Raw genomic sequence first — 18,239 nt, 5'->3', positions numbered from 1 at the left:
AACGCTAAGCCTGCTTGCCCGAATGCTAAGCCGACTTGCCCGAACGCTCAACCGGCAGCTCCAACAACCAAGCCTGTTGTTGTTCCCGTAACACCTCCGGCAGTTAAGCCGTCAGCACCTACGGGTGAGCTCTTTACGGCTTCTTCAGACAAGCAGATGGTGAACTTCTGTGGACAGAAGGTGTATGTCGACAAGTCGTTGAAAGGTGTTTGTTCGATAGGCAATATGCGTGAGAACGCCATTGCTGATGCTTACGAGGCAATGTGTAAGGCCGATTATAAGGCGTTGGTAGACGATTGTCGTAAGGTGAAGAAGGAGCTCAACCTCAACGATTGGGGTATATTCCTCTTCGTTCGTGAAGCCTCTAAGACACTCTGCACTGATGAGAACGCTGCTGTTGTGATGCAGCAATTCCTGCTCAACGAGCTTGGCTACAAGTCGAAGATGGCGCGCCGTGCCGATCGCAATCAGATGCTTCTGTTCGTTGCTGCTGATTGTCAGGTCTATGGTCATCCATACTTTACAAAGGACGGACTCAACTATTACAACCTCACAAGTAATGAGTCGTGCCAGTTCTATATGTGTCAAGAGGATTCGCCGAAGGCTAAGAGCAAACTGAACATGCAGGTTAATCATGCTCCAGCACTTAATGCTGGTATGGTGAACTCAGTACATAAGAATCGTTCGGGTTCGGTTGCTGTGTCTGTAGACGTTCCAAAATCGCTGATGGAGTTCTATGGCAGTATGCCGCAGTGCGACTATAGCGTGTATGTGAACGCCGAAGTGAACCCATCTGTTGCCAGCAAGGTGCTCTCAACACTCGCACCATTAGTAAATGGAAAGGGTGAGGCAGAGGCTGCCAACTTGCTCATCAATTTTGTGCAGACCGGCTTCCAGTACGCTACCGACCAAGAGCAGTTCGGTTATGAGAAGCCGTTCTTCGTTGAGGAACTCTTCTATTATCCGTATTGCGACTGCGAAGATCGTTCTGTACTCTATTCGTATCTGGTGCGCAATCTGCTGAAGCTCGATGTCGTATTGCTCGATTATCCTAATCATATTGCTACTGCAGTATGCTTCAACGAGAATGTATCGGGCGACTTCGTCACTGTTGGTGGAAAGAAGTATGTGGTTTGCGATCCTACTTACATCGGTGCTTCTATCGGAAAGGCGATGCCTCAGTTTAAGAATGTGGCTGCCAAGGTTCTGAAGTACTAAGTTTTTGTATATATTGAAGTCATAAAAAACGGCATATCTCAAACAAGGGATATGCCGTTTTGGTATTACTCAACTATTCCTGCCTTTATCCAGCTGTCGAGTAGTGCTTTTGCGTCGTTCTCCGCCGTAGCGTCGTCGATGTCGTATTCCTCGCATAGCAGCTCTTTGAGCGTTTCTGCGTCGAACTCTTTGTTCTTTACGCCTTCCCAAAGAAGAGCAGCACTCTCGTTCATGCTGATGATTTTTGTGAAGTCGATGTTCTCTTTGCCTTCTGCAACGATTATGTTCTCGCCGCAAATGTCCCTAAGGACGAATCCTTTCTTTATCTTCATTGTCTTTTTACTTTTTTTACTTTTAAATGCTTTGTGGGTGCGTGGTATGGGCAAGATGCCCATACCTCCTACTGTTTACTTTTTTACTTTTCTATAGATGAACAGTAGGTAGCGGCGGATGGGCAGCAGACGTGTCCAGATAGCCGAATAGATGCGCCATTTTCGTCCCGATGTGTAGTCGGGAGTGCTTCGTCCCTTGCGGTAGAACGCTGTTGCTATGCCGCGAATGTCGGCGAGTGAGCATTGTTCGGTGTTTAGATTGCCGTCGCCACGCAACGTTACCTTGTCGCCGTCGATGTTCACGATGCGGTGTAGCACATACCTGCCTGGACTAATCTCTGCCAGCACTGCGTCGCCACGATGCACTGTGGTGTGCTTGCTGAGTATCGCGCAGTCGCGTCCGTCCTCAAGAAAGGGTCGCATACTGAAGCCGCGCAGCTTGAACGTGACGGTGTGTCCTTGGTTGAGCAGCTCCACGAAATGGGGTATCAGTTGCGCGTTGTTGAACTGTTTGCTTGGGATTTGCATGGTGAGGTGATGTTTTGTTGATGCGGTGCGGATAGTGTATTAAAACTCACTTCTGCTGCCTCTTTGTCTGGCAGGCAGTGTAGTACATAGACGTATTGTGAGGTTTCGATAACCTTGATAACCGTGTCGTAGGTATTGCGGAATACTGTCTTATCCCACTTCATTGTGGAACATGCGGGCAGTATGTATGTGAAGGCTATTGTTGGCGACAAACGTTCTATGCTGTTGCTCTTGGCGCGTGTAATCTGTGCGATGGCTCCGAGTGGTGCCTTCACGTCGCGGTAGCAAGGGGTCTTTCCGCTCCACGGACTACCGTAGATAAATGTGTGTCCGTCGATGACACGCACGATGGGGTTGTCGTCGTTCATCATGTCCGACCCGGGGATGTGCTTCAGCCATAGTTGCGTGTGTGTGCTCTTACCGGTGCCGCTTTTTGCGATGAACGCATAGCCGTAGCCGTTGTTTCTGACGAGTGAGGCGTGTATGAGCAGTGTGTGGAAGAAGCTGCTGCGGAAGGCGTAGAGCATCATAAGTGCGTTGTTCAGTCCGAAGTGTCGCATCTGTTCGTTGCCGTTCAGTGCGCATACGCCTTCGCTGAAATCCTTGTTGGTCTGTAGCAGACAGCAGCTGCGTCCTTCTATGTCCTTTAGTATGTACTGATAGCCTCCGTTGTCGAGTTGGTCGACGATGGTGTCGCCGTTGCCCGTGTCGAAGGTGTCTATGTGTTCGCGATGTTCTTTCGTTATGGGTTTCAGCGTGTCGTCTACGTGTAGTGTAAAAAGAAAATCGTCGTTTGAACCTTTCGTTCTGAAAGGCTCAAACGACGCTATCAATTCAGGGCTGTTTCTGTCGTTTGCTGTGAAAACAACCCTTATGTTATGTTCTGCGATGCAGTATTCAGATATGTTGTTCATTTATTTCTTCTTCGACTTCTTTTTCTGCAAATCTATGCGCTCGCTGTCATCCGGTACGATACATGAGTACGTAAAGTCGTGCTTTGTTATTGATTTCACGTTGTAGCGTCCCTTGGTTGTGTAGCGCTTCTTTGTAGCCATGTATTTCTTCTCTATCTGCTTACGTTTCTTGGCGAAGACGGTGACGCAGGTAGGTGTGGCGCATCCGTTGGCTTTTAGGTGCTCGCGCAACTGATAAGAGTAGTTGTTGCGACTGTACAGAAAGTCGGTTTTTGCATCTACCCAAGCCGAGTCGAGCTGCTGTATATCCGTGATGTACACCGTTGAATCGTTGAACGATGTGGCTATTCCGTAGACGTAGAGTCGTTCTTGCTTCTGCAGTGCGAAGATAAGCGACGGCATGAGCAGCATTGCCAATGCCAGGATTGTGCGTATTTTCATTTCTTTCGTTGTGTTATCGTTATCTGCCAAGATAAGCCTTGAGCAGCTTGTTCTTTGTATTCTGTTTCAGTTTGCGTATCGCCTTCTCTCTGATTTGGCGTACACGTTCGCGTGTGAGTCCGTATTTATTGCCAATCTCTTCCATTGTGCATTCGGGCTGATTGATGCCGTAGAAGGCTTCCACCACATTGCGTTCGCGTTCGTTGAGAACCGACAGGGCGAGTGCAATCTCTTCGCGCATCGATTCCATCACGAGTTCGTTATCGGTCGATGGTTCGGAGTCGTTCGGCATAAAGTCGAGCATACTTGCTCCGTCGCCTTCGGTCATCGGTGCGTCTACGCTTACCTGGTGTGTATCTACCTTTAGCACGTCCTCAATCTTCTCGTGCGGCATGTCGGTTTGCTCTGCAATCTCGTCGATGCTCGGTCGGCGTTCGTTCTCCTGCTCGAACTGGTTGAGTATGCGCTTTATCTTGTTCACGCTGCCCACCTGATTGAGTGGCAATCGTACCACGCGACTCTGCTCGGCTATTGCCTGCAGGATGCTCTGTCTGATCCACCACACGGCGTAGGATATGAACTTGAAGCCACGCGTCTCGTCGAACTTCTCAGCTGCCTTCAACAGTCCGATGTTGCCCTCGTTGATGAGGTCGGGCAGCGAGAGGCCTTGGTTTTGATATTGCTTAGCAACAGAGACTACGAAACGCAGATTTGCCTTTGTCAACTTCTCAAGAGCCTTGCGGTCGCCGTTCTTTATGCGGTGTGCAAGCTCTACTTCCTCTTCTGCAGAAATCAGCTCTTCGTGGCCAATCTCCTGAAGATACTTATCGAGTGAGGCGTTCTCTCGATTGGTAATCGATTTGATGATTTTCAGTTGTCTCATTAAGTGTTGCTTTTTTTGATATTATTTTATTGTTAAAAGGGTGGGTGCGCTTTGCGCGCATCATTCTGCAAATTTAGTTATTTCTATTGGTTGCAGCAAATTTTAATCTACTTATTTTTATTGCTGTTTGGTAAAACTAATAATGTAGTAGTTGCTTTTTTTTGTTCTGCACCGACCGACGCGGATGTCTGCATCGACCGACGCGGATGTCTGCACCGACCGACGCGGATGCTCGTATCGACCGATGCGGATGCTAAATTGACAACAAAAAAAATAGCGGAGGGCTTTTTCTGAGTCCTCCGCTATGTACCTTAGGAGCCTACGGCATTCCTGCCGTAGGCATGTTTTTTCCTTGTAGAGCCTGCGGCAGGAATGCCGTAGGCATGTTGTTGTTTCCTTGTAGTGCCTACGACAGGAATGTCGTAGGCTCCTATTTGTTTAGTCTTCCAAAGGCACAGCGAAGTAAGCCTTCTTGCCCGTAGGATAAACGCCCTGGATATAGAGCACCGGATCCTTGCTTGTAGATGCCTCCTTCACAGCGTTCTGCAAGTCATCTATGGTCTTCACTGCGTTGTCGTTCACGCGCTGGATGATGAAGCCCTTTGTGATGCCTGCGGTCTTCAGTCTGCCCGAGTTCACCTTCAGTACCTCCAAGCCGTAGCCGATGTTCAGCTGTTCCTTCTGTGCGTTCGTGATAGCGCGGAAGTTGCCACCGAGCACGTCGAGGTCTGCCTTCTTCACAACCTGTGTGTTGCCCTTCTCGTTCTTCAGCGTTACGGTCTTTGTAGCCTTCTTCTTGTCGCGCAGATAAGTCACAGTCACCTTGTCGCCCGGGCGCTTCTTGGCGAGCACTTCCTGCAGCTCAGCCATCTTGTTTACAGGTTTGCCGTCTATAGCAGTGATGACATCGCCTTCCTTCATGCCAGCCTCTTCTGCCGCGCTCTCTTCGGTCACCTTAGCCACGTAGATGCCCTCCATTGTGCCGAGGTCAATGTCCTCGCCCTTATCTTTCTTGGCATCTACATAGTTCTTCACGTCCTGACCCTGTATGCCGATGAGTGCACGCTGCACAGTGCCGTACTGCTTCAAGTCTGCCACCACCTTGTTCATAATCGACGTTGGTATAGCGAAGCCGTAGCCACTGAACGATCCGGTCTGCGAGTAGAGCATGGCGTTGATGCCGATGAGCTCGCCGCGTGTGTTGACGAGAGCACCGCCCGAGTTGCCAGGATTGATGGCGGCGTCGGTCTGTATGAACGACTCCACACCATTCTGGTAGAGCGAGCGTGCCTTAGCGCTCACGATGCCCGCCGTCACGGTGTTCGTAAGGTTGAACGGGTTGCCTACGGCGAGCACCCATTCGCCCACCTTGATGTCGTCGCTGTTGGCGATAGTTATGGCTGGCAGGTTCTTGCCGTCAATCTTGATGAGTGCCAGGTCGGAAGCCTTGTCCGTGCCGATGATGCGTGCCGAGTATTCTTTATTGTCGTTGAGTGTCACGGTCAGCTCGTCAGCGTCTGCCACCACGTGGTTGTTCGTCACGATGTAGCCGTCGGCAGAGATGATAACGCCCGAGCCCGAGCCCTGCTGCTTCGGTGTGCGCACGCTGCGACGCTGCTTGCCACCGTTGCCTTGTGGATTGCCGAAGAAACCGAATGGGTCAGAGAAGAAGTCGGAGAACGGGTCGTTCTCCACCTCCACGGTCTGCACCTTCGAGTTCTTTGTGCTGAGGATATGTACAACCGACGGCAGCGACTTCTCCGCAGCGTATGTCAGATCGACCGGCTGTGCCGGTACGGCTGCCGCTGCGGCTGGTGTTGCGTTCACCTTGATTAATGTTCCGGTGGAAAAGGCAAAGGCGAGGGTGCTCATTGCCACAACAAAATACTTAGAATACTTTTTCATAGTTCTGTTTATTTTCTTGTTTTGTTATTGTTTTCTAATCGTTTACGACCTACTTAACGCTGCTTGCTTATTCTGACATATTGCCGTTCTATGCGTGCAATGTTGTGTTAAAACAACAGCGTTTCTGTTTTCGTGGTTGCAAATTTAGACGCAAAAAATGTTAATCTGACAAATTGACACGCATCTTTATCCCATTTTAACACTACAATTTAACATATTAACGGCTATTAGAAAACCAACCCTCCTTTTTTACTTTTGTTTTATTTCCGTCGCCTCCCTGCGCCTCATGTTGGGGAAGTAGCGCAGCGCCAAGTAAAGCGTTGCAATGATACCGATAGCTCCGCCAGCATAGCCTATGTATTCTATCGACAGTCGGCTCACCACCAGTCCGCCCACGTAGGCACCACTGCCTATGCCGAGGTTGAATATGCCCGAAAAGATAGACATGCCTATCGACGTGGCGTTATCCGGCGCAAAGCGTATGGTGTTGTCCTGAAAGGCTATGTTGAACGCCGTAGCCATGGCTCCCCACAAGATGCAGACCGCGAGGGTGTACGCCATGCCCGCAGTCGCAGCCTGCAGCATCATCATGCACAAGGCGGGGCCTAACGTCACCGCCAGTATGAAGCGGCGTGGGTTAGCCATATAGTACTTTGAGAAGGCTATACTGCCGAGCATACCCGAACCGCCGAACACGATGAGTACCAGCGTCACCGTTTCGGGCGACATGGCTGCCACTTTGCCCAGGAACGGCTCAATGTAGCTGTAGCAGGTGTAATGGGCTGTGGCGAAGAGCACCGACATAATGAATACGCCTACCAGCACGCGGTTGTGTAGCAACTCGGGCAGCTGCTTGAAGGCGAACTTGCCGCGGCTCTGCAGTTTTGGAAACACCACGAGTATGAACACGAATATGAGGGCGGAGATGATGGCGATGCTCATGAACGCCATTCGCCAACCTACGTAGAGACCTATCACGCGACCCAACGGCAGACCGACAACCATGGCTACCGACGAACCTGTGGCAATAGCACTCAGTGCTAAGGCACGCTTTCCGTCGGGCACGGTGCGCACAGCGAGCGGCGAGGCTATCGACCAGAATATAGAGTGGGCGCAAGCCACACCGATGCGCGAGAGCATCAGCGTGTAATAGCCTTCGGCTAATGCCGACCCTACATGGCTCACTACGAACAACGCTATTATGGACAGCAACAACCGCTTCAGCTCCATCTTCGATGCCTTTATCATCAGAGGCAGCGACATTATCGCAACCACCCAGGCGTACACCGAGATTAGCAGTCCGGCGCGAGCCTCGCTGATATTAAGGTCGGTGGCAATGTCTGTGAGCAGACCGATAGGCATAAACTCTGAGGTGTTGAACACGAACACGGCAAAGGTAAGCCCTACAAGGGGCAACCATCTGCTGAAAGATTCTTTCTTTTGCATCCTGAAAATAAAATATAACTGGTTATCCTTTATTTATTTTATACTGCAAAGTTACGCAAATAATCAGCTAACGGTGCAGTCGTAAAACAGAAACCTCGCATAATATGACTTAAATCAAGCACACGGCGTAACCCCGAAGCGTGGAACAATATGCTAAAAGTTTTTCTTTTATTCTTTAATTGTGGCATAATAGGGAAATCCATAACAATTAATAGGGATAAAACTCTTGTTATTAGTCAAAATTGTTGTAAATTCGCAACATTAACCAAAACACGTTTTTATAAATGAAGAAGTTTTTAATTGTAGCAATAGCGTTATTGACCTCGGTTCTTACCATGGAGGCACAGGGATATCAAGGCAACAACTATCGTGGCGGACGCGATTTCTCGATGTACGCCAATCGTTACGACCGCTTCGGTAGAGAGGGCGTTTACATGGGTCTGCGCCTTGGTCCGTCGTTCACCACAGTCAATTCTGACAAAAAGGAGCTTGACGGAAGTAGCACAAAAACCGGACTAAACTTTGGCGTGTTTACTGGTATGCAGCTCTCTCCGAAAGCCCCCGTATTCCTTGAGGGTGGACTGATGTATGTGGAGAAGGGTGGTAAAAATCTATATGAAGGCAAGAAGAAAACCTTTAGTCTGCGCTATTTAGAGCTCCCTATCGTTGTGAAATACGGCTTCCAGGTAAACGAGCACTTCTCGGTGCAGCCACTTGCCGGTGGCTACTTCGCGTTGGGCATTGGTGGAAAGGTGAAGGATTTTGCCGATCGTGATGCTGTTCATTCTTTCTCGAAGCACAAGTTCAAGCATTTTGATGGCGGTTTGCGCTTCGGTTGCGGCGTAACCTACGACCTGTTCTATGCCGACCTCACCTACGACCTCGGCCTCGCCAATATCTGTCACGACGAGTTCGACACATCGCACAATCGCAGTCTCTCGCTCAGTTTTGGTGTTAATTTCTGATGGAGTAGACCACTCTTATTGTCTACTTTTATTCAAATAAATTACGGAAAATTGCCCTATGTGCGCAATTTTCCGTAACTTTGCATCTTGTTGGAAACAGTGTCTCGGTTCTGTCGCTGCTGCGCATAGGCGCAGGAGAGGAAAGTCCGGGCAGCACAGGGAACCCCACTTCCGAAAGTAGAAGCTGTCGGCGACGGCAGGTGTCGGTAGAAGAAAATAACCGCCACGCCTCGTGTGTGGTAAGGGTGAGAAGGTGGTGTAAGAGACCACCAGCCGGTGGGCGATCATCGGGCTGTACCATCTGGGGGCTGCAAGTTCATGTAAACCATCGTTTGAGGGCGTCCCGTCCGACCATAGTGACGGTGGAGGGTAGAATGCTGGAGACGCAGGGCGACCTGCGTAGTAGATAAATGACAGAAGGCTCGCATCGCAGCAATGCAGTGCGAGAAACAGAACCCGGCTTATAGAGACACTGTTTCCCGCTTTTTTTATATTTTTGCAAGCATGTATACTATGCCTTCTTACGCTGCGGCAGCAGCGACGCACCGATGCTTGCGACGAGCACGGCGAGGATGATGCAGAGCGAAGTCACAGCGTCAATCTCCACCCATTCATGTATGAGCATTTTCGCACCGATGAAGAGCAGCAGCACGCACACGCCCGTTTTCAGATAGCGGAAACGGTCGGCAATAGCTGCTAAGAGGAAGAACATCGCACGCAAGCCGAGGATGGCGAAGATGTTAGAGAAGAACACTACGTAAGGGTCGAGCGACACCGAGAATACCGCCGGAATACTATCGAAAGCGAATATCAAGTCGCTGAATTCTATCACGAGCACCGTCACGAAGAGCGGTGTGAAGAGCAATCTGCCTGCCTTGCGCACAAAGAAGCGGTCGCCCTCAAACTGCGTGTGTATGCGGCCGGTTTTGGAGAGCAGTCGCACGATAGGATTCTTCTGAACGTCCATCTCCTCCTTCTTGTTGCGGTCGAGGAACATCTTCACACCACTATATATAAGTACGCCTCCGAAAACCAGCAGCACCCAGTCGAAGCGACTGATGATTGCCGCACCGAGGAAGATGAACACGAAGCGCAGCACGATTGCACCCAGTATGCCCCAGTTGAGCACATGCTGATACTCGTTCTTGCCTACGCCGAACGCCGTGAATATCATCATCATTACGAAGAGGTTATCTACAGACAGCGTTTTCTCGATGAGGTAGCCCGATATGTAGCTGATAGTCATGTAGTGGCGATACTGCTGCAGGCTCGCCTCGAAGTCCGACGGATCGAGCTTTAGGTGCGGAGCATACGCCGATGCCACGGCTTTAAGGTCGGCAAAGCTGCTAATGCCGTGCACCATGTCGCCCTTGAACCAAAGGAAAGCCGAGAAGGCGAGTGCGAGTGTTATCCAAACGGCAGTCCATGTGCCTGCCTCACGTATCGATACCTCATGCGCTTTCTTGTCGATAACGAGCATGTCGAGCACGAGGATTGCGGCTATGAACACAATAAAGCCGCCTAAGAAAATAAATTCTGAAAGATGAAACATGTGTTACTTTTGTTTGTTTGGGGTGCAAAGTTATACCTAATAATCCGAACGTACAACATTTAAATGTGGTTTTAACGGAATTGTAACATAGATGTTGTTGCGGTGTTGTGGTGAGATGGTGAGGTTTTATGTTGTGGTGGTGAGGTTTTATGTTGTAGTGGTGAGGTTTGATGTTGTAGTGGTGAGGTGGCGAGCTGGTGAAGTGTTGGTATAAAATCTCTTAAAACGCGTTTTTTAAGCCCTCTAAGCAATGTTAATCCAAATATTTTTTGTAATTTTACACCCTTGAAGACAGCCTTAAAATCGCGTATAGCGAAAATAAAAGGCATTTGAGGCGATTTTCTGTTTGAAAACCGCTCTCTAAAATGAAGTAAGAAATAATTATTATAAAAATCAATGGACGAAAATCAAACAATTGATCTGGACAGAGTTCAGAAAATCAACATTGAGGAGGAGATGAAGAAGTCGTACATCGACTATAGTATGTCGGTGATTGTGGCTCGTGCCCTCCCTGATGTTCGCGATGGATTTAAGCCGGTACACCGCCGCATCCTCTACGGTATGCTCGGTATCGGCAACACAAGCAGCAACCCTTATAAGAAGTGTGCGCGCGTCGTTGGTGAGGTGCTCGGTAAGTACCACCCACACGGCGACTCGTCTGTCTATGGCGCTTTGGTCCGTATGGGACAGAGCTGGAACATGCGCTACATGCTTGTGGACGGACAGGGTAACTTCGGTTCGGTTGACGGCGACTCTCCAGCTGCCATGCGTTACACCGAGTGCCGCCTCTCGAAGATGGGCGAGCACATCATGGACGACTTGGAGAAGGATACTGTAGACATGGATCCCAACTTCGACGACACGCTCACCGAGCCGTCGGTTATGCCTACGAAGATACCGAACCTTCTTGTGAACGGCGGCAACGGTATCGCTGTGGGTATGGCTACCAACATGCCTACACACAACCTCTGCGAGGTTATCGACGGCTGCTGTGCATATATCGACAATCCGGATATCGACACCGACGGACTGATGCAGTACATTCAGGCACCCGACTTCCCTACAGGCGCATATATCTATGGCTTGCAGGGCGTGCGCCAGGCTTACGAGACAGGTCGCGGACGTATCGTGATGCGTGCAAAGTCGGAGATAGAGAGTGGCGACACTCACGACAAGATTGTTGTGACCGAGATACCTTATGGCGTGAACAAAGCCGACCTCGTTGCCGGCATTGCCGACCTCGTTAAGGAGGGCAAGATTACGGGCATCTCTAACGTCAACGACGAGTCGGGCCGTCAGGGTATGCGTATCGTTGTCGACGTGAAGCGCGATGCCAACGCCAACGTAATCCTCAACAAGCTCTACAAGATGACCGCTATGCAGTCGTCGTTCTCAGTCAACAGTATCGCTCTTGTAAACGGACGCCCACGCCTGCTCACGCTGAAGGAGTGCGTGAAGTACTTCGTGGAGCACCGTCACGACGTGACAATACGCCGCACAAAGTACGACCTCAAGAAGGCTCAGGAGCGTGCCCATATCCTCAAAGGCTTGATCATCGCCTGCGATAACATCGACGAGGTGGTGCGCATCATCCGCGCATCGGAGACTCCGTCTGACGCTCAGCGCAACCTTGAGAAGCGTTTCGAACTCGACGAACTGCAATCTAAGGCAATCGTTGACATGCGTCTCTCTCAGCTCACCGGCCTGCGCATCGACCAGTTGCACGCCGAGTTTGAGGAGTTGGAGCGTCAGATAGCTTACTTCGAGCAGATACTTAGCGATCCAGAACTCTGCAAGAAGGTGATGAAGGACGACCTGCAGGAGGTGAAGGAGAAGTACGGCGACGAGCGCCGCACAGAGATAAAGCCTTTCGAGCACGAGTTCAACGCCGAAGACTTCTATCCGAACGACCCCGTCGTAATCACCGTGTCGCACATGGGATACATCAAGTGCACACCGCTCAGCGAGTTCCGCGAGCAGTCGCGCGGTGGCGTAGGTTCGAAGGGAGCACGCACACGCGAGCAGGACTTCACCGAGTATATCTACCCGGCTACAATGCACCAAACCATGCTGTTCTTCACACGCAAGGGCCGCTGCTACTGGCTTAAGTGCTACGAGATACCGGAGGGTGACAAGAACTTCAAGGGTCGCGCCATCCAGAACATGCTCAACATCGATCCCGACGACTCTGTCAATGCTCTGCTGCGTCTGCGTGGACTGAACGACGAGGAGTTCGTGAAGTCGCACTACGTAGTATTCGCCACGAAGAACGGTACGGTGAAGAAGACAAGCCTTGAGGCTTACTCGCGTCCGCGTACCAACGGTGTCAACGCCATCAATATCGTTGAGGGCGACGAGGTGGTAGACGTGCGCCTCACCAACGGCAAGAACGAGATTATCCTCGCCAACCGCAACGGACGTGCCGTGCGCTTCGACGAAGACTCTATACGCACAATGGGTCGTGTGTCTACTGGTGTGCGCGGTATGAAGCTCGACGAGGGCGACGACGAGGTGGTAGGTATGATTGTTGTGAACAACGCCGAGACAGAGACCGTAATGGTTGTGTCTGAGAACGGCTACGGCAAGCGCTCGCAGGTAGAAGACTACCGCAAGACAAACCGCGGCGGTAAGGGTGTGAAGACATTCTCTATCACAGAGAAGACCGGTCGCCTTGTAGCCATTAAGAACGTCACCGACGACAACGACCTCATGATTATCAACAAGAGCGGCATCGCTATACGTCTCGCCGTATCAGAGTGTCGTGTCATGGGACGTGCCACACAGGGCGTGCGCCTCATCAACCTCTCGAAGAAGAACGACGTAATCGCAAGCGTATGCAAGGTGATGAGTTCGGAGAAGGAGGCAGATGTAGAGGGCGACAAGGACGACGAAACCTCTCAACCTCTCAATCCTCCTACGGCTTAGAAAAGCTTAGAATGGCGAAAGGCTTAGAAAAGCTTAGAGAGGCTTAGTTCGGCTTATATAATTCAAAAACTCAAAACTCAAAACTCAAAATTATGAAGAAATTATTTGTAGCAGCATTGCTGGCAGTAACTGCCACATCTGCATTTGCACAGGACATCAAGACTGTTCTCAAGGCAAAGGACTACGCTGAGGCACAGAGCGGTCTCAACGCTTGTCTCTCTTCGCTCAGCAACGAAGACAAGGCTAAGGGTTACAACAAGCTCGTCGACATCTCGTTCGACAAGTTCAACAAGGAGAACGCTGCATCTGTAGAGATTCAGACTCTCGAGCAGATGGGTCAGAAGAGCGATAAGACCTACGACAAGCAGGGCATGTTTGACGCTCTCCTCAATGGTCTTAACAACGCCATCGAGTGCGACAAGTACGACCAGCTCCCTAACGCTAAGGGCAAGGTGGCTCCTAAGTTCCGCAAGAAGAACGCTAACCGCATATGGCCTAACCGCATCCAGTTCGTAATAGCAGGTCAGGACTGCCTTCAGGGCGACGACCAGACCGTAGCTTACAAGTACTTCGCAGCATACGTAGACAGCTACACAGCACCTCTCTTCGCAGACATGGACAAGTCTACACGCGACGAGTACCTCGGCAACGTAGCCCTCATCGCAGCTCGTCTGGCTTATCAGCTGAAGGATATGGACAAGGCAAATCAGTATTGCGACGTAGCCCTCAACGATACAGCTTCTTACAAGGAAGCACTCGGTGTTAAGGTTGCATTTATGCAGCAGGAGATGAAGACTAAGGAAGACTCGCTGCGTTGTCTGAAGAACGTAGAGGCTCTCTACCTCAAGGACAAGGAAAACGAGAGCATCTTCTCTGTACTTGCTCCGCTCTACGGTGCACTCGGTATGCAGGACAAGCAGGACGCTATCCTCGCTGAGCGCCTCGCTGTTAATCCTAACGACTTCATGGCTAACCTCGTGAAGGGTCAGGCACAGATGAATGCAACCAAATGGGATGAGGCAATCGCTACTCTGCAGAAGGCTGTTGCTGCTAAGGACGACGCTCTCGCACTCACTTTCCTCGGCTTCTGCTACAACAACAAGGCTGCTCAGCTGCAGGATGCTGCACAGATGAAGAGCCTCTTCGAGCAAGCAAAGCAGTGCTTCGAGAAGGCACGCGACCTCGACCCAGGTCAGCAGCGTGCCAACTGGTCGTACATGCTCGACAATACCAACTACAACTTGGAACGTCTTAACGGCGCAAACTAATTAACTCATGCGGCATGTCCCACTGTCTATATATTATAAGGTGGGACATGCCGTGGATTGTAATCGGGATAAAATGTTCAGAAAACTATTCTTAGTCACATTGCTTGTGTTCGCCACATTCGCTTCCGCAACAACGCAAAAGAAGGAGATGGCACAAGCCAAAGCGGCAATAAAGGCTGGAAAGGCGGTTGAAACTGAGGCTTCGATGCGTACGCTGCTCGCCAATCCTGACAACAGGAGCAACGAGAAGATTTGGCTTGTCTTGTTCGATGCGGTAAAAAAGCAGTATGAGGATGTGAACGAACAGATGTATCTCAAGCAGTCGACCGACACCGCAAAGCTCTTCGAGGCAGCCTACCGTATGTTCGGTGTGCTCGAAGGCCTCGACTCTGTTGATGCCCAGCCCAACGAGAACGGACGTGTGCAGCTGAAGTATCGTCGCAAGAACGCCGAATACCTCGACGCCTATCGCAAGAACCTCTACACCGGAGGCTCCTTCTTTCTCAATAAGCAGAACTATCAACGTGCGTTCACGCTCTTTTCGGCTTACATCGACTGCGCCGAGCAACCACTCTTTCAGAGTTACGACTACACCACAAAGGACAAGCGTCTGCCTTCAGCAGCATTCTACGCCCTCTATAGTGGCTATCGCGCCAATGACCATGTCGCCACTCTGCGCTATAAAGACTTGGCAGAGGCTGACACCGCACGCCTGCAACTCACCCTACAGTACGTAGCCGACACCTATCGTGCGCAAGGCGACACCATCGGTTATGTGTCTACGCTTGAGAAGGGCTTCGACAAAAATCCGGTATCTGAGTACTTCTTTCCCCATCTGTTCGACTATCGTTTCCAACGTGGTGACACCACACAGGCACTCACGCTTTGCAATCGTTCGCTTGCCATCAACGCAAAGAGCAAAGTTGCAATGCTCGCCAAGAGCGCAGTGCTGCTCACCATGCAACGCTACGACGAGTGCGTACAGCTCTGCGATGCTATCATCGCCCTCGACGACAGTCTTGCGGATGCTTATCTCAACGCTGGCTTGGCTTATTTCAACCAGGCGGTGAAGATAGACAACGCGCCGAAACACACACGCGCCGAGCGCGCCAAAATGCTCGAATTCTATCGCAATTCGTTGAAGTACATGCAGACATACCGCAAGCTTGCCCCAACACGCAAGGATTTGTGGGCAATGCCGCTCTACACTATCTACCTCAACCTCAACATGGGTAAGGAGTTTGTGGAGATGGACGCAATTATCAAATCGCTATAACGCAAAGGTAGCTCGATGAGAGTTTCCCATTAAAAGAGGATAAACTATAGATTAATCCCCCAACAAGTGATGTTTCAAGTTGTAAACGTTCCTTGTTGAGGGATTTTTTGTATCGCTATCGTGATACGCATCGACCGGCGCAGATGTCCGCATCGACCGGCGCAGATGTCCGCATCGACCGACGCGGATGAAAAAACTTGCTCTTTTACTTGCATTCGCTTGCGCAGAATTGTAATTTTGCAAGCACAATAGACAGATAATATTAACCTTAACAAAAAGAAAAACATGAGTATCAATTACGAAATTCACACACTAAGCAATTCGCAAGGCAGCGGAACAGCACGCCATTTCGCACGTATCTTTGAAGGCTCACCAATGACGGCGCAGCAGTTGGAGCATCTGATACAGGACAACAGTACACTGAAGAAAGGCGATATAGAGGCAACACTGTCGGAGTTGCGCGAACAGATGGTGCGCGAACTCTCGCAAGGACACCGCTTCTACATTCCTAATGTGGGCTATTTCTCTCTCTCCGTGAAGCTCGATGCCGATGGCAAGGCGGTGGAGAAGGTGAGTAGTGGCGACCTGCGTCTGCACAACATCAACTTCCGACCAGAGGCTTCGCTCTTGCAGGAAGTGGGCAGCAAGGTGCGTTTTCGTCGTGCGCGCCTCACGTCGAAGTCGGTGGTGTACGAGGAGAAGCAGCTGCTCTCGCTTCTGATGGATTACCTCTCCGCGAACCATTTCATCACCTGTCGCACGATGCAACGCCAGTTTAGGCTGCGCGAAACGGCTGCATGCAAGTGGCTGAAGCGTTTCGTGGAGCAGGGCGTGATAAGGAGAGAAGGCGCACGGAATGCGCCCGTGTATATTAAGGCGTGAGGTTTGGAATGAGAATTAGTCGAACTCACGTTGTTGATTAATTATTTTTAATTATTGCTGTCCGGTAAAATTAATAATATGGTCAAAGACACTCGGTTATCCCGAACTGGGGTAATACTAACCACTTAAGTGCAAATTTCAACCACTTATTCCACCTATAAGTATGTTTAGGCACTATCGTTAAATACTTGTATTGCACGAACAAAATGTAAACACTATCTTTGCATTATTATAATTCATATAATAACGTTGCGTAATTATGAGTATTAACTAAAAACACAAAACTTATGAAAAAGAAGTATTTAAATTTATTAGTCCTATTCTCATTTATTATAGGATTAATTCCGCTTGCATCATGTAGTGATAATGATGATGAAGAAAGTGGCAATGGTGAAAATAATAGTGGTATCGTAGGAACATGGAAGACAGTTGACGATGATGACGTCTATGTCTTCAAAAGTGATGGAACAGGTATTGGTTGTGAGCACACCGAAGATGTAGAGCAAGATTTGTGGACATTTCGGTATGAGTATTCGGAAAAGGACAAAACAATCAAAATGATGTATGATGGAAAAACAGATGTGCTCACAAACGTTGAAATAAATGGCAAGATGCTTGTTGGCATTGATTCCGACAATAACGATAGATTTTTACTTAATAGACAGGAGAATCCCATAGGAATACTAACATTGGATGCCGGCAATGATGATACATATAATGGTGATGTATATCGGTATGGAAGTGAAACTGCTGGACATTCAATTGATATAACGAGTAGATTCTTATGGCATAAAGACTATTTTGAGGAAATGCAAATCAAGATAAGTGATGTCGTTGATTATAGCAACATGATGTTGAATTATGCGGTAAATCAATATGGAAACAAAGCCTCACTTACATTTGAACTCAATAGGAATGATATGTCAGAATCACGCAGTGCGATAATTCGATTAACCGCTCTCGATAGCAAAGGGAATGGAGTGTCGAGCATAGATGTGAAGATATATCAAGAATCTAAGGGAATGACATTTGAAATTGTACCACCTTCAGAAATTCCAGCCAATGGGGGAACTGTAGCTTTTTTGGTATATAATAAAGATAATAATAATATTAATGTAAGATATCCATCAGAGCAGAGTGTTAATTGGACAATGCTCTATACAAATAAATACTCTGGGGGTAAAGATTGGAAACTAAATGTTACGGCTAACGCTAATACATCTGGTTATGTCAAAACGTTCACATACACATTTAGCAAGAATGACGGGTCATTGTTGCAATACACTCTGAGGCAAGAGCCAACCTATAGTGGAGGTGGGTCTGGTGGTTCTGGAGGTTCTGGTGGTTCTGGAGGTTCTGATGGTGGAAGTAGAAAATGTACTGGATGTTATGGAACCGGCAAGTGTACAGCTACAAATTGCTTAAGGGGTAAATGTGCACGATGCGCAGGAACAGGTATCGGAACTATGGGTAGAAAATGCATTTATTGTAATAATGGATACTGCCGCACATGTAGTGGCACTGGTAAGTGCAAATATTGTAATGGTACAGGTAAATATTAAAAAACGGTTCAATAACCATGAGTGACTGAAAAATAATAGAAGAATGCCGAAGCGTTGACGATAAAAAGCAATGTGGGCATGGCTTTCGCCATGCCCACATTTATTATATATCAGTATAGATACATTGTATATCAATACAGAT

General features: G+C 49.2%; 15 protein-coding genes and 1 other RNA gene. 8 read left to right on the top strand and 8 right to left on the bottom strand.

The genetic code is table 11. The features are described 5' to 3' along the window. On the top strand, positions 1-1,218 hold a 1,218-nt coding region (locus HMPREF0673_RS14725; protein ID WP_007900544.1), incomplete at its 5' end, for a hypothetical protein. 65 nt (positions 1,219-1,283) lie between these two features. Here HMPREF0673_RS14725 and HMPREF0673_RS07790 read toward each other — a convergent pair. From HMPREF0673_RS07790 to HMPREF0673_RS07760, 7 genes are all read right to left on the bottom strand, one after another. After that, a complete protein-coding gene (locus tag HMPREF0673_RS07790; protein ID WP_040596659.1) occupies positions 1,284-1,550 on the bottom strand; it encodes a PqqD family protein in 267 nt (88 codons plus the stop codon). Between the two features lie 75 nt (positions 1,551-1,625). Further along, entirely contained in the window at positions 1,626-2,078 is a 453-nt protein-coding gene (locus HMPREF0673_RS07785; protein WP_007900542.1) for a S24/S26 family peptidase, read from the bottom strand. Beyond that, entirely contained in the window at positions 2,039-2,992 is a 954-nt protein-coding gene (locus tag HMPREF0673_RS07780) for a hypothetical protein (protein ID WP_007900541.1), read from the bottom strand. The genes HMPREF0673_RS07785 and HMPREF0673_RS07780 overlap by 40 nt, the downstream gene beginning before the upstream one ends. Continuing rightward, entirely contained in the window at positions 2,993-3,433 is a 441-nt protein-coding gene (locus HMPREF0673_RS07775; protein ID WP_040596670.1) for a hypothetical protein, read from the bottom strand. A gap of 19 nt (positions 3,434-3,452) precedes the next feature. Then, a complete protein-coding gene (locus HMPREF0673_RS07770; protein ID WP_007900537.1) occupies positions 3,453-4,316 on the bottom strand; it encodes a sigma-70 family RNA polymerase sigma factor in 864 nt (287 codons plus the stop codon). Between the two features lie 438 nt (positions 4,317-4,754). Then, positions 4,755-6,221 (bottom strand): Do family serine endopeptidase, encoded by a 1,467-nt coding sequence (locus HMPREF0673_RS07765; RefSeq protein WP_007900536.1) that lies wholly within the window; start codon positions 6,219-6,221, stop codon positions 4,755-4,757. Positions 6,222-6,470: 249 nt separating this feature from the next. Beyond that, entirely contained in the window at positions 6,471-7,667 is a 1,197-nt protein-coding gene (locus tag HMPREF0673_RS07760) for a sugar transporter (protein WP_007900535.1), read from the bottom strand. 284 nt (positions 7,668-7,951) lie between these two features. Between HMPREF0673_RS07760 and HMPREF0673_RS07755 the strand changes: the two genes are divergently transcribed. Further along, positions 7,952-8,632 (top strand): porin family protein, encoded by a 681-nt coding sequence (locus HMPREF0673_RS07755; RefSeq protein WP_007900534.1) that lies wholly within the window; start codon positions 7,952-7,954, stop codon positions 8,630-8,632. A gap of 96 nt (positions 8,633-8,728) precedes the next feature. Beyond that, positions 8,729-9,112: RNase P RNA component class A (rnpB, locus tag HMPREF0673_RS13405), an RNA gene on the top strand. A gap of 31 nt (positions 9,113-9,143) precedes the next feature. Here the strand turns inward: rnpB and HMPREF0673_RS07750 are convergent. Continuing rightward, entirely contained in the window at positions 9,144-10,184 is a 1,041-nt protein-coding gene (locus HMPREF0673_RS07750; RefSeq protein WP_007900526.1) for a TerC/Alx family metal homeostasis membrane protein, read from the bottom strand. A 396-nt stretch (positions 10,185-10,580) separates the two neighbouring features. Here HMPREF0673_RS07750 and gyrA point away from each other — a divergent pair, with 396 nt between their 5' ends. From gyrA to HMPREF0673_RS07725, 5 genes are all read left to right on the top strand, one after another. Beyond that, the gene (gyrA, locus tag HMPREF0673_RS07745; protein ID WP_007900522.1) at positions 10,581-13,109 is read left to right on the top strand and encodes a DNA gyrase subunit A; all 2,529 of its coding nucleotides are present in this window, start codon (positions 10,581-10,583) and stop codon (positions 13,107-13,109) included. A 92-nt stretch (positions 13,110-13,201) separates the two neighbouring features. After that, a complete protein-coding gene (locus tag HMPREF0673_RS07740) occupies positions 13,202-14,377 on the top strand; it encodes a tetratricopeptide repeat protein (protein ID WP_007900520.1) in 1,176 nt (391 codons plus the stop codon). A 73-nt stretch (positions 14,378-14,450) separates the two neighbouring features. After that, complete coding sequence (locus tag HMPREF0673_RS07735) at positions 14,451-15,653, top strand: hypothetical protein (RefSeq protein ID WP_040596658.1); 1,203 nt, start codon at positions 14,451-14,453, stop codon at positions 15,651-15,653. Positions 15,654-15,938: 285 nt separating this feature from the next. After that, positions 15,939-16,535: an HU family DNA-binding protein gene (locus HMPREF0673_RS07730; RefSeq protein WP_040596657.1), complete on the top strand. Its 597-nt coding sequence runs from the start codon at positions 15,939-15,941 to the stop codon at positions 16,533-16,535. 287 nt (positions 16,536-16,822) lie between these two features. Beyond that, positions 16,823-18,097, top strand: a complete 1,275-nt coding sequence (locus HMPREF0673_RS07725; protein ID WP_007900508.1) for a hypothetical protein — start codon at positions 16,823-16,825, stop codon at positions 18,095-18,097. The last annotated feature ends 142 nt before the right edge of the window (positions 18,098-18,239 follow it).

Source organism: Leyella stercorea DSM 18206, from assembly GCF_000235885.1.
GTDB lineage: Bacteria > Bacteroidota > Bacteroidia > Bacteroidales > Bacteroidaceae > Prevotella > Prevotella stercorea.
Note: the sequence above shows the minus strand (reverse complement) of the source record. Positions and strands in the feature narration are given on the sequence as shown.

What these genes read in the sequence shown, in the direction of transcription:
- HMPREF0673_RS07790 (WP_040596659.1), bottom strand. Translation starts at nt 1,550, where the DNA reads ATGAAGATAAAGAAAGGATTCGTCCTTAGGGACATTTGCGGCGAGAAC.
- HMPREF0673_RS07785 (WP_007900542.1), bottom strand. Translation starts at nt 2,078, where the DNA reads ATGCAAATCCCAAGCAAACAGTTCAACAACGCGCAACTGATACCCCAT.
- HMPREF0673_RS07780 (WP_007900541.1), bottom strand. Translation starts at nt 2,992, where the DNA reads ATGAACAACATATCTGAATACTGCATCGCAGAACATAACATAAGGGTT.
- HMPREF0673_RS07775 (WP_040596670.1), bottom strand. Translation starts at nt 3,433, where the DNA reads ATGAAAATACGCACAATCCTGGCATTGGCAATGCTGCTCATGCCGTCG.
- HMPREF0673_RS07770 (WP_007900537.1), bottom strand. Translation starts at nt 4,316, where the DNA reads ATGAGACAACTGAAAATCATCAAATCGATTACCAATCGAGAGAACGCC.
- HMPREF0673_RS07765 (WP_007900536.1), bottom strand. Translation starts at nt 6,221, where the DNA reads ATGAAAAAGTATTCTAAGTATTTTGTTGTGGCAATGAGCACCCTCGCC.
- HMPREF0673_RS07760 (WP_007900535.1), bottom strand. Translation starts at nt 7,667, where the DNA reads ATGCAAAAGAAAGAATCTTTCAGCAGATGGTTGCCCCTTGTAGGGCTT.
- HMPREF0673_RS07755 (WP_007900534.1), top strand. Translation starts at nt 7,952, where the DNA reads ATGAAGAAGTTTTTAATTGTAGCAATAGCGTTATTGACCTCGGTTCTT.
- HMPREF0673_RS07750 (WP_007900526.1), bottom strand. Translation starts at nt 10,184, where the DNA reads ATGTTTCATCTTTCAGAATTTATTTTCTTAGGCGGCTTTATTGTGTTC.
- gyrA (WP_007900522.1), top strand. Translation starts at nt 10,581, where the DNA reads ATGGACGAAAATCAAACAATTGATCTGGACAGAGTTCAGAAAATCAAC.
- HMPREF0673_RS07740 (WP_007900520.1), top strand. Translation starts at nt 13,202, where the DNA reads ATGAAGAAATTATTTGTAGCAGCATTGCTGGCAGTAACTGCCACATCT.
- HMPREF0673_RS07735 (WP_040596658.1), top strand. Translation starts at nt 14,451, where the DNA reads ATGTTCAGAAAACTATTCTTAGTCACATTGCTTGTGTTCGCCACATTC.
- HMPREF0673_RS07730 (WP_040596657.1), top strand. Translation starts at nt 15,939, where the DNA reads ATGAGTATCAATTACGAAATTCACACACTAAGCAATTCGCAAGGCAGC.
- HMPREF0673_RS07725 (WP_007900508.1), top strand. Translation starts at nt 16,823, where the DNA reads ATGAAAAAGAAGTATTTAAATTTATTAGTCCTATTCTCATTTATTATA.